Raw genomic sequence first — 16,193 nt, forward strand, 5'->3', positions numbered from 1 at the left:
TAGAAATAATCAGTTTTTCTTTGCTTTCATGGCTTTCAGGGTGTTTTTTCGTACGGAACGGATAGCGGGAACCAGTAAGTCGGGCTCCATGATTTCCAGTATTGTGCGTAGTTCCTGTTGCAGTTCCGGGATGGAGCGTGTCAGTTGATAAGCCAGTTTCATGCAGAGCGATTGCACGCCCGGTGGTTCCTCGCGGGATATCATGTGTTCCATGCAGAAATCAAGGAAATCCACTCGTGGCGGATCGGCGGCAGGTTGCTGGCATATCAGGTTCAGGATCATTCTCCGTTTTCCCGAGTGTGGGCAGGTCATGGCAGCGTCAATCAATTCTTCTTGTTTCCGGCTCAACCATTCTACATCTGCCTTTGAGAAATGAGTACATACCCACAATGCCTGATAGGAGACGATAGTGTCTTCGTCGAATATCAGTTGGTAGATTTCTTCTCTAAGCCGTTCATCATCCTGTATAAAGTGGAGTACCTCTCTGATATCTTCAATGTGTACTCGTTCGGATAATCTTGCACGTAGGTTCATGTAGCTTTCGTTTTTGGGGAATTAATCTCTATTAGCGGAATCAGCTTCCGGCAGTTGCAAATGAAGAATGGGGAAAGGTTTACCCATGCTGTCCGTTTCATCTCTGCCGATGACTTGGAATCCCAAATGGAGATAGAACTGGAGTGCTTTTTCATTCTGCTCGTTTACGTCCACCTTATCCATATGTTTTTTGTCTCTTGCATATTCTATTAATCGTTTGCCATATCCTTTTCCCTGCTCGTCGGGGTGTACAAATAACATTTCGATCAGTTCGTCGCTCAATCCCATGAAGGCGGCAATCTTTCCGTTGGCATTTCGGATGACAAAAAGTTCAACAGCGGGTAGATAATGCTTCCGCACCAGTGGTTTATAGAACTGGATATGTTCTTCTGTCAGGAAATCATGAGTGTGGCGAACGGACATTTCCCATACATGGAGGATTTCATCATAGTCTTCCGGAGTAGGTTGGGAGATGCCGGGCAGGTAGTAGCACTGGTGGTCGTAGATGTTTCCGTTGTAAGTCAGTTCTGCCTGATGAAGTGTACCTTCGTAGATGAAACCGTTCTTTTTCAGTACTTTCTGCGAACGTTTGTTGTGTGGATAACAGGTAGCTGTGATGAGGCTAAGCCGCAATTCTTCAAAGCCATAGTTGAGGACACCCTGCACTGCTTCGGTCATGTATCCTTTGCCCCAATGAGATTCGTCGAGCCAGTAACCCAACATTCTCACTTGTGGATTTTCGCGTTTAGGATCGGGGATAATTCCTACGGAACCGATTAGCTGTTTTGTATCTTTTAGTATCACTGCCCATATTCCCTCTTGGTTGATAAATGTGGAATGAAGTATCCGGCGGGATTCATCCAACGTACGATGGGGCGGCCATCCGGCATTGTTTCCCAGATTCGGGTTCTGGCAACAAGCGAAGAACGTTTCTGCATCTCTTTTTTCGAAAGGGCGGAGAAACAAACGTTCTGTATGGAGCGTCACGGGGGGAATACTATCTATTTCAGTTTCCTGTCTTGCTTTGTTTTTCGATTCGTTTGCTGTTTTCCGATATACGCACTCAATCCGGTTTCCGTCAGGATCGAGGACTACACTTTCAAAGTATCCGTCTCCCGAAGTACGCGGTTCGCCGGCGATGGTATATCCTTCCGAACGCATTTGTTCGGTGAAGCGTAATACTTCTTCCTGGCTGGGGAAGGTGAAAGCAAAGTGTGTCAGTCCAGCCCTGTTTTCTTCAATGGGAGTGTTCTGTACATCTATACGGCTCATCAGTTCCAAGTCTGTTCCCTCTCCAAAAGAGATAAAATAGGACTCGAATCCTTTCTTGGGATTGATATATTTTTCGTTGCTTTTTCCTCCGAAGAAGCGGACATAGAACTCTTTTAATTCTTCCAGACGAAAGGTCCAGATAGCGATATGATGTAGTTTCATGTAAATGAATTTTCTAATTTCTATTACTTTGTTTCAATCTTCATTCGTACCGAACGTACTTTGTCTCTATCTTAATGCTGCATTACATATTCGTAAACGATACGGGAAATATCAGCGATAATCTTACTGTTCGCCTGATTATTTTCTTCGGAATCCTTCACGAAGACAGCTATACTATAAGTACGTCCACCGGGCAAAAGAACGAAACCGATGTCATTACAACCGATTTGTTGTCCTTTCGCATTAAGATCTCCCGTTCCGGTTTTATGACCTACGGTTATTTTTTTGTCGAGCAACGGAGCAACCAGACGGTCTTGCCCGGTTTGACATTCTACCATTGTTTGAAATATGAAGTCTTTGTACACTTTGGGAAACAATGGCTTCTTACGGAATATTTCCACTAATTCGGCTGCGGCTAACGGAGTAGTCCAGTTTTCATAACATAGGTTCAAGTCTTCGTGCATGGCAGTTTCCGTACCGACAATGGCACATTCCCGAATTCCTAGTGAATGGATATACTTGTTTACGGCATCCGGACCTCCCTGATAATCAAAAAGAATATCGCAGGCATTGTTGTCACTCTGTTGAAGTGTATATTTTAGCAGGTCGGCAATACTCATTTCAATTCCACCCTGCGGATATTTATCCCGTAGCGGACTGTAAGTATCCGGCTTTAAATCCGATTTTTTTATGGCTAACCGGGTTTCCAGCGATTGCCCCTGTTTTCCCATATAATCTGCCAATGCTAATGCCTGATGAAACTTGAATACGCTCATCAGTGGATAGTGAATATCATTATTGACAGTTATCGTATCTTTCCCATCAATGATGACGGCTATTCCTATTTCGGCCTTCTTTCCCTTGATGGCTTCTTTCAACTGTGTCTCCAGTTGAGTTTGTTGGGCAAACAGGAGGGTGGGGACTAAACAAAGAAATACTATGAATGAACGCATAATCAATTTCTCTTTTAACGGGTTACTAATTTTCTAGTGAAATCATATTCTCTATTGAAGTCACAAAGGTATAAATAGTAATTGCCTTTGCAAATTCTTACTTGAAATTTATAGTTGTATAATGTGTTATAGGGCCATGTTGGTTTCTGATGGACGTTTAAGTCCATTGGTTGCAATGATTCATAAATATGGGAAAGCGTATGAACAGGAAGGATATATACAGGACTAAATTAGTAATATGATTACACTGGGTAATTTTGAGAATTTTGTCCCTTATAAGATGTTGATGCGTGGGGAAGAATATTATGATACGGATACCGTTTCTGAACTGGAAGAAATTTCACCTAGTGAATGCACTGCAACCGTAGAGGGTACGGATGATTATAATGTGGAAATATTTTCTGCATCTCTGTTGTTTGGAGATAGCAAAGTTCGTACCTTTGTAAGGTTATCAAATAAGCTTGGTTATGAAAAAGTCTATAAAACGTTTACCCAAACGTACGCAGGAAGAATTGACAGTCTTGCTGGATTTAGTGCGTAAGAACATCAGGAATTGTCAGATGGTTATCCTGTTCGGAAGTTATGCAAGGGGAAACTATGTTTTATGGGATAGTAATATAGAATTCGGTGTGCATACTTCCTATCAGAGTGATTATGATATTCTTGTGGTCATAACCGGACCGGCTAAGCAAGTGGAAGAGAAATTACACCGTATTACGAATAAATATCATGACTTGTTTGCAGACCGTCGTCATGCTTTTCCGCAATTTATAGTAGAGCATATTAATACAGTAAACCGTAATTTGGAAATCAGCCAGTATTTCTTTACGGATATAGTAAAGGAGGGTATCATGCTTTACGATAGTGGTAAATGTGAATTGGCTAAACCACGTAAGTTGAGCTTTAGGGAGATTCGGGATATTGCGCAAAAAGAATTTGATGAATTATATCCATATGCTTGCGGGCTTTTAGAAGGGGTGAAAGAATATTATTTGCCTAAGAAACAAACTAAGATTTCAGCTTTTCTTCTTCATCAGACGTGTGAGAAACTTTATAATTGTATCCTGATGGTCTTTACAAACTATCGCCCAAAGAGTCATAAAATCAAAGAACTTGGTGGGATGGTGAAGCGTTTTTCTATGGAATTAACCACAGTCTTTCCTCAAAATACGGATGCAGAGAAAGAATGTTTTGATTTATTATGCCGTTCTTACATTGAAGCTCGCTATAACAAAGATTTCAGTATCTCACAAGAACAACTGGAATATCTTATTTCCCGCATAGATATTCTGAAAGATATTACCGAACGCTTATGTAAGGAGAAGATTGTGGAATATGATACGATGATGAAATAATTGATTGTATCTTATAGGGTTATTCCTAAAATATAAGATAACTCGGCTGATGCGAGTTATAAACTTTGTGCCATTTGTCGTATTATTTAAAGGTAGTTCAACTAAGACTACACTTTTCCTACCGAACTTTTTGTATAAAATTACATTTTTCCTACCAAATATTTAATATTATGATACAATGGTGGAATAATTGTTCCCAGTGAAATAAGTAGATGTCGCAGTTATAACTTGAACCTAGGCAGCAGTCCCTATGAAATGAAAAACAAAATATATCTGTCATCTGTCACAGATTATAATCTAACTTGCAGAGTATAAGAACTTAATAGCGTGACAGCACAAGGTGACAGCAGTGTGATAGCAATAATGCTGTCACCCCCAAAAACAAAGAAAAAATCAAAGATACTGTTTGGAATTTGATAGTATCAGCTATAGAAAGATAAGTCGTTCAATTTATTATCCCCGTACTTATGAGTTGTACCCTGCCTTTAAACTAACGGTTTCAAGGCGTGAAACTGTTGGTTCTGCGGTTTGAAACTTTAGTTTCATACGCTTGAAACTCTAGTTCCAATTACTTGAAACTATTGGTTTCTTACTGATGAAACTAGAGTTTCTCCTATCTGGAACTTTAGTTTCAAGCAGAGAAAACTAACTTGAACCGTAATTGAGTGATAACGATCCCGTTTCTTTCAGCTAGATAGTCACTTGATATATCAATAATTTTCTATATTAAAATCTTGTTTTTCTTGTCGGTCCCGGATAATATGAGTAATTTAGCAGTCTCAACGATCAAAAGGCGCTGACAAAACAATTTATTATCAAATTAATGAAAATTACTCAATTTCGTAAGAACGAAGATACGATAGCGCTTAGCGTAATGGATCTTGATATACTGGTAAATAAGATAAAGACAGAAATAAAATCCCGTCCTGTTTCTACATTCAGAGAGCATTTGCGATATACCCTTCCCGATGAACGGTGTATGTTTGCCAATAAACTTCCTCAAATAATTCCTGCTGCCGAATTCCGAAAAGTAAACGGTCAGAAACAGATGAAAAACTACAACGGTATTGTAGAACTGACCATCGGTCCTTTATCCAATAAGTCGGAAATCGCTTTAGTGAAACAAAAAGCCTGTGAGCAACCACAAACCCGTTGTGTTTTTATGGGTTCAAGTGGCAAAACGGTGAAAATATGGACTACCTTTACCCGACCGGACAACTCGCTTCCCAACACCCGGGAAGAAGCGGAATTATTCCATGCCCATGCTTATCGATTGGCTGTGAAATGTTATCAGCCCCAGATTCCATTCGATATACTTCCCAAAGAGCCGACTTTAGAACAATATTCACGCTTATCCCACGATCCGGACATCATATATCGTCCGGATTCAGTCCAGTTTTATCTCTCTCAACCATCATCAATGCCCGAAGAAACCACTTTCCGTGAAGCGGTTCAGGCGGAGAAATCTCCATTGACTCGTGCCGTACCGGGATATGATGCGGAAAATGCATTTCTGATGCTTTTCGAAGCCGCTTTTCGGAAAGCTTATGCCGATCTTAGGGAAGCGGGACTCGAATTGAGCGAAGACACATGGCATCCTTTAGTCGTCCAACTGGCTAAAAACTGTTTTGCTTCGGGACTTCCGCAAGAAGAAGTCGTGAAACGTACCGTTTTCCACTTCTATATGTATAAACAGGAGGAGCTTATCCGGCAAATGATTGGTAATATATATACAGAGTGCAAAGGCTTTGGTAAGAATATCAGCCTGACTAAAGAGCAGCAACTCGCCTTGCAAACAGAAGAATTCATGAAACGCCGCTATGAATTCCGCCATAACACTCAAATTGGTGAGGTAGAATATCGTGAAAGGCTTTCTTTCCGTTTCCGCTTCAATCCTCTCGACAAACGTGCGCTGAATAGCATTGCTTTAGATGCGCAAATGGAAGGCATCCCGTTGTGGGACAGGGATATTAGTCGTTATATTTACTCCAACCGTGTGCCTGTATTCAACCCGTTGGAAGATTTTCTCTACCGGCTTCCTGCGTGGGACGGCAAAGACCGTATCCGTGCATTGGCAGCCACCGTCCCTTGTAAGAATCCGTATTGGATGGATTTGTTCCACCGTTGGTTCCTCAATATGGTTTCTCATTGGAAAGGAAGCAATAAAAAGTATGCAAACAGTGTTTCGCCCTTACTTGTCGGACCGCAAGGGACACGTAAATCCACCTTTTGCCGGAGCATAATGCCCCCTACCGGGCGTTCCTACTATACCGACGGTATTGATTTCTCCCGAAAGAAAGATGCCGAACTTTACCTCAATCGTTTTGCGCTTATCAATATCGATGAATTTGACCAGGTGAGTTCGACACAACAAGGCTTCCTGAAACATATTCTGCAAAAGCCTGTACTGAATGTGAAGAAACCTCATGGCAGTGCCGTGCTTGAAATGCGTCGGTACGCCTCATTCATAGCCACGAGCAACCAAAAAGACTTGTTGACCGACCCTTCCGGCAGTCGTCGTTTTATTTGTATCGAAGTGACCGGAGTGATTGACACCAACCGTCCGATAGACTATGAGCAGCTTTACGCACAAGCTATGTATGAACTGGAACATGGCGAACGTTACTGGTTCGATCAGGAGGAAGAAAAGATCATGGTAGAAAACAACCGTGAATTTGAACAAGTCCCGCCGGAAGAGCAACTTTTCTTCCGTTATTTTCGTGCCGCGCAGCCTGAAGAAGGGGAGTGGCTGTCTCCAGCAGAGATTATGGAAGATATTCAAAAAGGCAGTTCAATCCCGATGTCTGTCAAGAGGGTTAATTCTTTCGGAAGAATACTGAAAAAGCAAGAAATCCCTTCTAAACATACGCGTAGCGGTACGCTTTATCATGTTGTAAGACTAATAATCAGGTGACGGCAAAAATGCCATCACCCTGCTGTCACCTCTTGCTGTCACGGACTTATCGGTTCATTACTAAACTATTAACCCCTAATCTGTGACAGATGACAGCAACTTACCAAATATATTCTTCTGTGTAGCGTTGGTAAGTTGGTTCTTCTTTTATTCCTTTATTACGGAACAGTTGTTTTATATAGGCTTGGTCTTTAGGCATAAGCCCCCGTTCTCCACGATAGAACCGATAATATCCTGTTTTCCCGTAGTGTCCCACTAATTGTATTCTGATACTGACTGCATCCTCATAAGGAATTCTGTTAAGCAACTGTTTAAGTCCCCATGCCATATGGACTTTTACAGCAGTTTTAAAACATTCGTATTGATTCCCATCTGCAGGATAACGTGCCGGATTAACAATGGAGATATAAAGGTTATCAATTGTATCAAGTTGTGTAGCTATGTGGCGCAGGCATTTTGAGGCTTGTGGACATTGATCGTTGAAGCAACGGGCAAAATTGTAAGGGACAGACAGACTGTCGGGTTCTTCTTTCATCTTGTTGGACTTATTTTATTTGTGAAATACTGTTGTAGATATAGCAAACAGAATTCTTCACAAAAGTATGACTTTATTTTGGGAATGGGAAGCGTTGGGTAGTGTTTATTTGTATGTAATGGGGATTTCTTATCAACATTTGATAATTAGGGATACTCAATATATATCCCTAATTATTTGTAACAAGGTTTCTCTTTCTTGTTTAAGGTTCTTTATCTCTATTTTTAGCCAATCAATTTCTTTGTTCTTTGAGGAAATCAATTCATCTACAACTTCCTTAGGAAAATAATTGTTATAAACGAAGTTGAGTGTTTTATAAAGGTCATCTATTTCTCTTTTTTTAAGCTCTCAAATTGTTCTTTCTGTTTCTCTAACAGTTTCTCAAAGAGTTCAATCGTTTGTTCTATGGGAAAATTATTGAATGTTTGGTTATTACCAATTGCATTTTTTACACCACAATTCTCGTAAAAATTATTTGTGTTATATAAAACTGTTTCTTCGTTATACTCTTTCAATCCGTCGGTAGTAACTCCTAATGCAGAGGCTATTTTTTCTAATCGTTCATCGTCAATTTTCTCGGTTTGTTCCATTTTTGAAACAGCCTGCTTGGTTATTCCTAATAATTGGCCTAGCTCCGTTTGAGTCATACCGCGAAGTCTGCGTACACGTTCTATCTTTTTCCCAAGGTGAAGGTGATTTGATTTTATATTTTCTATTGTTTCCATTCTTCTATATATTAGATTGCTGAATCTAGCAGTGATTATTTCATATATTTTTTCAGGATCTCAATTTTATCTTGCTCACTTTTCAATAAACGCTCATATAACTCAACTATCTTTTCAAGTGGATTTATTTGTTGAACGATGGCGTATGTAGTAGCACCTTCAGAGATATTTGCATCCTTATAATTATGATGATTAATATTGAAAATCGTCTTTTCAACATCAAAGTCTTTAATGACTTCTTCGGATATCCCCAACACTTCAGCAATTCTTTTTAGAAAACCTTCTTCTATTTCCTCTTGTTTCTCAATCTTTGAAATGACCTGCTGATTTACACCAAGATCGGCAGCCAGCGCTTCCTGTTTCATGCCTAAATATACACGAATCCTTTGTAAATTGCGCCCGACATGTCTTCGGTTTTCTTTCTCTTTTATTTCAACATCCATATTATTGTTCTTTAAATGAATACGTCTAGGCAAAGATAACAAGAAACAGTTTAATTCAAATGAAAGTGTGCTTTATTTTTTAGTGTATGGCTTATTGACACTATCATTTGAGGATTCATACAATATGTTAATCGTGGGTAGTCAATGCACCTTTGGCAGCCTTACAATTTTTCGATTAACTAACTATTTCTTGTATCATTAATTATTATTTAAGCCAAAAGCTAGGGTACCTAACTTTTGCTTATAGCATTTCTCGATATTTACGGCTTCATAACTACTAATGCTAATAGATAGTGTTTCAAGGATAGACCAAGAGAAATTATTAGGATAGCTATTGTCTTGATCGTATAATTTTTGTAAGGTTACATTGTTTCCGTGTCCTCCTGTTTTGGCATATTCTTTCCATCTACCCCAAATGCCTTCTTTCCCATATGTTGAACCTATATAATTTTTTCCAGTTTTTCTGTCTGTTATTATATAAATACAGTTTACGGCAGAAAGCATTTTTTTCCATTCAGGATATTCTTTTTCTAATATTATATTTTTTAGCTGTGCGAGGGTTAGAGCTATTTTTTCATATCCGGGGAAAATATGGTCAAATCCTGGAGTAATTTCAATAATCTCTTTATCATTTTTATCATTAAGCCATTGATGCCAAGATATGGTTGAAGGCCCCCAGTCTATAATGATACGTTCTTTTAGTTCATCAAAGCCTTCTACTTCAGTTATTTTATAGCAATATTTGTTAGTGTTGCGTTCGTTGTCAGGACCTTCAATTTTGTAAATACCGATAAAACGGGCAATAGTGCCGTTTTCTCCAATAAAGGAAACAATATAATCGACATTTTTAAATACATCCCTATGCTGCTCACTTTGATATGCTATAAATTTGTCTTTATCATTTCTATACCAGTCATACGGGTTACCTTCTACTTCTACTCCATTTATGAATTGTTTCTGGCGTGCGTCTTTATGTCTTACTAACTTGATTCTTTTATTTATATCTAACCCTCTAAGTTTTAATAGTTCTCCAATTTTGATGATTGCCATAGTAATTTGTTTTTAAGATTAGTAGTTTTAGGATAAGCTTTCCGATTTGGATAGCTTGAGTACAAATATATGAAGAAAAAGTTATAAAGGGAAAAAGAAATTGACTTTTCCCCTTTACGTGGATTATTTTAATCCTTTAATCATTCTATCTATACATTTTTTCTTTTGTTCCATATTGGGATGAACGTAAAGATCAAGTGTTGTACTTATATTAGAATGGCCTAAAATAACACTTACAGTTTTGTAGTCGCAGTTGCTTTCTATGCAACGTGTAGCAAAACTATGTCTAAGACCATGAAATTTTAGTTCTGGAATATTTAGATCTTTCATTAGTTTCTTGTAATAATTGCGATATGTTCTAGGCTCTGTAGGCTTTTCTTCATTTGTTAGAATGTAATAGTTACCGTTCACTATCTTTTTTAATGGCTTTAGAATTCTGATTAATTCTTTTGTAATTGGGATCTCACGAATGGAATTTTTAGTTTTTGGAGTATTGATAATAAGTTCTGTATGTCTTTTCTCTCCATCAATGATATAGATGCGTTCAATTGTCCTTTTAATAGAAATTATTCCTAATTCTATGTTTATATCATCCCACGTTAAAGCGCATACTTCTCCTATTCGTAGTCCGGTACTAAGGCAAATATAAATTCCTAAATTCTTGAATGTGAAATGTTCTTGGATAAAACTCATGATCCTTTTTTGATGTGAGATACTAAGAACTTCTAAATGTTGTTTCTCATCTTCCGTTGGAAATCTGATTTCCCATTCTTTATAATCTAAGTATCCATGTTTTACTCCGAATTTTAATATCATTTTCAATACAATTAAAATATCCTTAATGGATTTTTTACTTAATCCATTATTAATCTTCTGAAGAGCAAATTCCTGTACCTTATTTTCTTCTAACTCATACATTTCTCCAAATGTCGGATAAATGTGATTTTCAAGAATTAGTACATACGCAGCAAATGTCGATTGTTTTACATATTGCTTTTTGTCTTCTTTCCAAAGTACGGAAATTTCTTTGATAGTTTTTTTTTGAATCATACTTATATATTTTTAGTTAAACAAAACAGGGTAAAGCTACGGGAATTGAGGATATAATTGCTATAATGTTCCCCATTTGAGATTCCCGGAGTTTACAAAGGAGTGGGAAATGGCATCACTTCAAGATATAGCAGCAGTGAATCCCAAGTCGAATCCACTTCAAAACTCTTTTGTTTATATAGATTTGGAAGCTGTTGAAAAAGGTGAATTGAGAAAAATTCAAGAAGTAATGCGAGAGGAAGCACCAAGTAGAGCACAGCGCGTCATTTACAAAAATGACATTCTGTTTCAATGTGTTCGTCCGTATCAGAAAAACAACTACATTCATAAGATTCAAAGTAAAAGTAACCAGCAGTGGGTCGCCTCAACTGGATATGCGCAAATTAGGACTACAGAAATACCGAATTATATTTATCATCTATTAAATACAGATGGGTTCAATCGAAAAGTAATGGTTCGTTGCACGGGGTCAAGTTACCCGGCTATTAATAGCGAGGATTTAGCAACAATTAGATTCTATCTTACTACTGATACCAAAGAACAACTTAAAATATCACGATTGTTAGATTTGCTTGATGAACGCATTGCTACCCAAAACAAAATCATTGAGAAACTGCAATCCTTAATTAAGGGAATTGCACAGCATTGCATTAAAGAATCAACAAGTGGAAACACATATGTAAAACTTGGTGATATTTGTCAAATTACAACAGGAAAACTAGATGCAAATGCACAGGTAGATAATGGGATTTATCCATTTTTTACTTGTGCAGAACAACCATTCAAAATTGATAGCTTTGCTTTTGATACAGAAGCTTTACTAATCTCTGGTAATGGCGCTAATTTAGGATATATCAATTATTATCACGGAAAGTTTAATGCTTATCAAAGAACTTATGTGTTAGATATATTCTCCGAAAATATCCAGTACATTAAATGGGCGTTGAAAGTATTGCTGCCCAAAAGAATTGCAATAGAAAAGAGTTCAAGCAACACTCCTTATATAGTACTATCGACTCTCAGTGATTTAAGGTTACCAATTCCCAACAAGAGCATTCAATGCCATATAGCAAAATTAATGCAATCTTTAGAAAGAAAATTATCAAGCCAAATTGCATTGAATGGTTCTTATAATAGGTTGAAGCAATACTTACTCCGCCAGATGTTTATATAAACATTTGACGGAGCAGATACTGCTTTTGTGATGTATAAGCTTTAATAATCTTATTCGCTGTTTTTAATTGGGACTTCAATAATGATATTGCATAGCCTATTTCTCTTTGTTTATCAAGAGAAGGTATTTTGAATACAAGCTGCGAGAAAGCCTCCATATTTAAATTGCGTCTAACGATACTTGCGCCTTGCTCTGATACCATCATATAGCTGTATAAGGCACGATGAGTTTTTAACATTGCAGCCACAAACTGATTGTCGTAACCATCTGCTATTGAAAATACTTTGTAAGAAGGAGAAACTATCCCAATTTCAAATCTATCATTGTAATTGATATTCCCCATCCATAAATTTTGAGGACTTAAAACAACATCATGAAGCCGAATGATTTTATAACCCACATTGTTTTCACTTGCGATGTCTTTTGAAAAATACTCTCGTTGAGAGAATATACCCTTAACTGTGGAACTCAGTACCTCATGTTGATTATTCGTTTGTGAGCGTTCCGACCGTTCCAACAAAATATCTCCGAGACAAACAGATTTTCCTCCAGTATCATATTGCAGCGTATTGTTTAGTCCCTTAATTAAGGATTGTTTGTGTTATAGGTCTGCGATTAGTAAACAGGTATTTGCTCAAGAGCCTAATGGATGGTGTAGATTAGACACTTTATTCTCAAAAGGCAAGGCTGGTGGTACTCCGACTTCCACAAATAAAGAATACTATAATGGAGAAATACCATTCTTGAGTATTAACGATATAACAAAACAAGGTAAGTATGTCCGATATACAGAAAATCATTTGAGCCAAAGTGGATTAGAAAACTCTTCGGCATGGGTAGTTCCAAAGTATAGTTTAATAATGTCAATGTACGCATCAGTTGGCTTGGTAACTATAAATGAAATACCTACTACAACAAGCCAGGCAATGTTTGCAATGCAACTAAAAGACAAAGGTTTATTGGATTATCTGTACTACTACTTGTCATACTTTAAGTATCGCTACATCCACAAGTATCTTGAAACTGGAACACAAAGCAATATCAACGCTGATATTATTCGCGGAATAATGATTCCAATTTATGGACATAGTCGCAATATGGAAATTGCGTCAACACTGCAAGGCATTGATGTAAAAATCGACAATGAGTTATCAGTACTTAAACTATTCAATAAGCAAAAGAACTATCTTTTGTCCCAGATGTTTATATGAACATCTGGGTAAGGAGATATTGCTTCTGCATGGTTAACAAGGTTAGTCTTCGTAGCTCATTAATGATGCGCTCATCGTATGAGTGTAGTATTTTTGCGACCCAAAGAATGTTATTGCCATTTGAGGAATACGGTAACACATAGCTTTCTACATCCCCTTTACCAATATTCATTTGGGCAGCACCTTGACCACAAGCTATCATACTATTCTCAAATCTTTGAGAAGATAGAATTTGATATAGGAACTCTCGATTTACATTTTTTGAAAGTTGCAACAAACCAACTCGTTGGTTGAGTAAATAGTCTCCATTCTTACAAAGAGAAACACGCCCAACATTACCCGTAAGAGATATTAAAATATCTCCTTCTTTTAATACTTGGTGGTCTTGTATATCGTTCGGCAAGTTGATTATGCAATTGCAATCTTCATCGTTTATATATCGCTCGCCAGGCACATTTGTTATTGTGAGGATTTTCCATTTGCCCAGTGCATTATACTTGCCACTCTGGAATGCGTAACCATTTTTCAATGTCGCAATATTCGACAAGCATATAGTAGTTTCTAACAAATCTTTTCGTGCAAACAAATGTTTACTAATCGCAGACTTTAGCTTTTTCAAATCCTCAATGATTTTGTTTTGGGTGGCGATACGTTGGTCTATTAATGAAATAAAACGAATTAATTTTTTTTGCTCTTCCATACAAGGATATGATATGTTGAATCTCTCAATAATATCATAACTAAGATTTTGTTGCTTAGTTCCTTGGGCATATTTTATACCAATGATATTGCCATGCTTCTTATACCACGAGTAAAGAAATTCATTTTGGATGTCCATTTTAGATGTAAAAGCCATACATGCTTGGCTGATGGTCGATTCTCTTGTTGTAATTGAACAAGTACCCCTAACACCATTTGCTTCAAGTCCATATATCGCTATTACAAATGTTCCAACAGGAAGAAGTTTTAAGCTGTTATTTTTTGCAGCTTCCTCTGAAATTTTCTCTTTAGTATCAGATATATAATGCTCTTTGAGTTCACCGCTGGTAATCCAATTTATAGAGCCATCAAACTGATTTTTATTCATTCTACTTGGTGTATTTCCAGAATAGAGTTCGAATTGTTCTCCAATAGAAGACATTTCCCACTCCCCACTAAACTCCGGAAATCTCAAATGGGGAACATTGCATTTATCTTTATTGTTATTATTTGCCATAATCATTTTATTTTTCTAGAAAATAACATTGAGGATTTGTAACGAACAAAAATTATTGGATTAAGCCTAGCTCTTTCAAATAAACATCTATCTGTTTATCTAGTTCTGCTCGTTTTGCTTCTAATTCTTTAATTTCAGTCATGACCGCATGGATATCTATTTCTTCTTCCTCTTCAAAAGTATCTACATAGCGAGGTATATTCAAATTATAATCATTCTCTTTAACTTCCTGCAAAGTGGCACAATGGCTATATTTTTCTATTTCTTTTCTTTCACGATATGTATCGATAATTTTTTGAATATGTTCAGGACGTAACTTATTCTGTGTCTTTACTTTTTCAAATTCTTTACTTGCATCTATAAAGAGGATATTATCATCTTCTTTGCGGCATTTTTTTATTACTAAGATACAAGTTGGAATACTGGTTCCATAGAAAATATTGGCAGGCAATCCGATAATGGCATCGATATAATTTTTCTTTTCAATTAAGAATTGGCGGATTTTTCCTTCTGCAGCTCCACGAAATAATACTCCGTGTGGTGCTACACAAGCCATTGTTCCTCCATCATTGAGATGGTAAATCATGTGAAGGATAAAAGCATAATCTGCTTTAGATCTCGGAGCTAATACTCCAGCCTTACTAAAACGGTCGTCGTTATTGAATTTATCTGCTGCAGTCCAGTCTGCAGAAAAAGGAGGATTGGCAACTACGGCGTCAAATTGTCTGTCTCCAAAAGCGTCAGCTTCTAATGTATCTCCATTTTGGATGTCAAAGTCATTGTATTTTACACCATGAAGAAGCATATTCATTCTACAAAGATTGAACGTTGTAGGATTCTTTTCTTGACCAAAAATAGAATCGGCTTTACCACTTTTAGCTGTACGAAGAAGTAGGGAACCGCTACCGCATGTCGGGTCGAACACATCTTTTAATCGTACTTTGCCTGTTATTACAATTTCAGCTAAAATCTGACTAACTTCTTGTGGAGTATAAAACTCTCCCGCTTTTTTTCCTGCTCCGGCAGCGAATTGACTTATCATGTACTCGTAAGCATCCCCTAGAATATCTATATCTCCGGCTTCTTGTAATCCAAAGTCGATACCATTTAGTGCAATTAATACATCACTAATTAACTTATTCTTGTCGTCAGCAGTCTTTCCCAGTTTGGGAGAAGCTAAATCCAGATCAGAAAATAAACCACCAAAATCATCCTCACTATCCTGTCCTATTGTAGAATCTTCTATTTTTTTGAGTGAACGTTCTAAAGACGGCAAGATATTTTCTTTCTTACTGATTAGCTCTATGATGGTGGAGTAAAGATATTCCGGTTCTATAAAATAACCTAGATTTTGAATACATTCTTCTTTTACATCCTGTTTTAATTCCTCATCTTTGCCATTCCATACCTCTTTGAAAGTAATATGATCTTCTTCTAATATCTCGTTGGCATAAAGTTCTATTTTCTCGGATAGATATTTGTAGAAAATAAAGCCTAAAGTGAAATACATAAAATCACTAGCAGACATGTTTCCTCTTAAAGTATTGGCGACAGTCCATAATTGACTGCGCAATTTTTGTTGTAGTTCTTCGCTCATAT

At 37.4% G+C, this 16,193-nt stretch carries 15 protein-coding genes and 1 pseudogene; 5 read left to right on the plus strand and 11 right to left on the minus strand.

From position 1 onward, the window contains the following. Positions 1–9: 9 nt before the first annotated feature. The 3 genes from Bovatus_RS23120 to bla form a co-directional block, all read right to left on the minus strand. Positions 10–534 (minus strand): hypothetical protein, encoded by a 525-nt coding sequence (locus Bovatus_RS23120; RefSeq protein ID WP_004301989.1) that lies wholly within the window; start codon positions 532–534, stop codon positions 10–12. Positions 535–555: 21 nt separating this feature from the next. Next, positions 556–1,968 carry a GNAT family N-acetyltransferase gene (locus tag Bovatus_RS23125; RefSeq protein ID WP_004301990.1) on the minus strand — a complete coding sequence of 471 codons (1,413 nt, stop codon included), beginning with the start codon at positions 1,966–1,968 and terminating at the stop codon, positions 556–558. A gap of 71 nt (positions 1,969–2,039) precedes the next feature. Continuing rightward, the gene (bla, locus tag Bovatus_RS23130) at positions 2,040–2,921 is read right to left on the minus strand and encodes a class A beta-lactamase, subclass A2 (protein WP_004301991.1); all 882 of its coding nucleotides are present in this window, start codon (positions 2,919–2,921) and stop codon (positions 2,040–2,042) included. Positions 2,922–3,159: 238 nt separating this feature from the next. Here bla and Bovatus_RS25920 point away from each other — a divergent pair. The 3 genes and pseudogenes from Bovatus_RS25920 to Bovatus_RS23140 form a co-directional block, all read left to right on the plus strand. Beyond that, positions 3,160–3,318: pseudogene (locus Bovatus_RS25920) on the plus strand (SWIM zinc finger family protein); the annotation flags it as partial. A 70-nt stretch (positions 3,319–3,388) separates the two neighbouring features. Continuing rightward, entirely contained in the window at positions 3,389–4,276 is an 888-nt protein-coding gene (locus Bovatus_RS23135) for a HEPN domain-containing protein (protein WP_052588021.1), read from the plus strand. 823 nt (positions 4,277–5,099) lie between these two features. Next, positions 5,100–7,190 carry a BT4734/BF3469 family protein gene (locus Bovatus_RS23140; RefSeq protein WP_004301995.1) on the plus strand — a complete coding sequence of 697 codons (2,091 nt, stop codon included), beginning with the start codon at positions 5,100–5,102 and terminating at the stop codon, positions 7,188–7,190. A gap of 100 nt (positions 7,191–7,290) precedes the next feature. Here the strand turns inward: Bovatus_RS23140 and Bovatus_RS23145 are convergent, their stop codons facing one another. The 5 genes from Bovatus_RS23145 to Bovatus_RS23165 all read right to left on the minus strand — a co-directional run bounded on the left by Bovatus_RS23145 (position 7,291) and on the right by Bovatus_RS23165 (position 10,993). Then, positions 7,291–7,725, minus strand: coding sequence for a DUF6078 family protein (locus Bovatus_RS23145; RefSeq protein ID WP_004301996.1), 435 nt, complete (start codon positions 7,723–7,725; stop codon positions 7,291–7,293). A 326-nt stretch (positions 7,726–8,051) separates the two neighbouring features. Next, positions 8,052–8,450, minus strand: a complete 399-nt coding sequence (locus tag Bovatus_RS23150; protein ID WP_004301999.1) for a helix-turn-helix domain-containing protein — start codon at positions 8,448–8,450, stop codon at positions 8,052–8,054. Positions 8,451–8,485: 35 nt separating this feature from the next. Further along, entirely contained in the window at positions 8,486–8,893 is a 408-nt protein-coding gene (locus Bovatus_RS23155; RefSeq protein ID WP_004302000.1) for a helix-turn-helix domain-containing protein, read from the minus strand. 198 nt (positions 8,894–9,091) lie between these two features. Continuing rightward, positions 9,092–9,943 (minus strand): GIY-YIG nuclease family protein, encoded by an 852-nt coding sequence (locus Bovatus_RS23160; protein WP_004302001.1) that lies wholly within the window; start codon positions 9,941–9,943, stop codon positions 9,092–9,094. A gap of 123 nt (positions 9,944–10,066) precedes the next feature. After that, complete coding sequence (locus tag Bovatus_RS23165; protein ID WP_004302002.1) at positions 10,067–10,993, minus strand: tyrosine-type recombinase/integrase; 927 nt, start codon at positions 10,991–10,993, stop codon at positions 10,067–10,069. A gap of 109 nt (positions 10,994–11,102) precedes the next feature. Here Bovatus_RS23165 and Bovatus_RS23170 point away from each other — a divergent pair, with 109 nt between their 5' ends. Beyond that, on the plus strand, positions 11,103–12,167 hold the full coding sequence (locus Bovatus_RS23170; RefSeq protein WP_004302003.1) for a restriction endonuclease subunit S: 1,065 nt from the start codon (positions 11,103–11,105) through the stop codon (positions 12,165–12,167). Here Bovatus_RS23170 and Bovatus_RS23175 read toward each other — a convergent pair. Beyond that, positions 12,160–12,567 carry a restriction endonuclease subunit S domain-containing protein gene (locus tag Bovatus_RS23175; protein WP_230202244.1) on the minus strand — a complete coding sequence of 136 codons (408 nt, stop codon included), beginning with the start codon at positions 12,565–12,567 and terminating at the stop codon, positions 12,160–12,162. The two genes, Bovatus_RS23170 and Bovatus_RS23175, sit on opposite strands and share 8 nt — an antisense overlap. A 196-nt stretch (positions 12,568–12,763) precedes the next feature. On the opposite strand from Bovatus_RS23175, the gene Bovatus_RS23180 reads away from it, so the two are divergent. Beyond that, positions 12,764–13,378, plus strand: a complete 615-nt coding sequence (locus tag Bovatus_RS23180) for a restriction endonuclease subunit S (RefSeq protein WP_004302005.1) — start codon at positions 12,764–12,766, stop codon at positions 13,376–13,378. On the opposite strand, the gene Bovatus_RS25085 is transcribed toward Bovatus_RS23180, so the two are convergent. Then, positions 13,371–14,594: a restriction endonuclease subunit S gene (locus tag Bovatus_RS25085; protein WP_174892515.1), complete on the minus strand. Its 1,224-nt coding sequence runs from the start codon at positions 14,592–14,594 to the stop codon at positions 13,371–13,373. The genes Bovatus_RS23180 and Bovatus_RS25085 overlap by 8 nt on opposite strands. A 52-nt stretch (positions 14,595–14,646) precedes the next feature. After that, the gene (locus tag Bovatus_RS23190) at positions 14,647–16,191 is read right to left on the minus strand and encodes a type I restriction-modification system subunit M (RefSeq protein WP_004302007.1); all 1,545 of its coding nucleotides are present in this window, start codon (positions 16,189–16,191) and stop codon (positions 14,647–14,649) included. Between the last annotated feature and the right edge of the window lie 2 nt (positions 16,192–16,193).

It is taken from the genome of Bacteroides ovatus (assembly GCF_001314995.1).
GTDB classification, from domain to species: Bacteria; Bacteroidota; Bacteroidia; order Bacteroidales; family Bacteroidaceae; genus Bacteroides; species Bacteroides ovatus.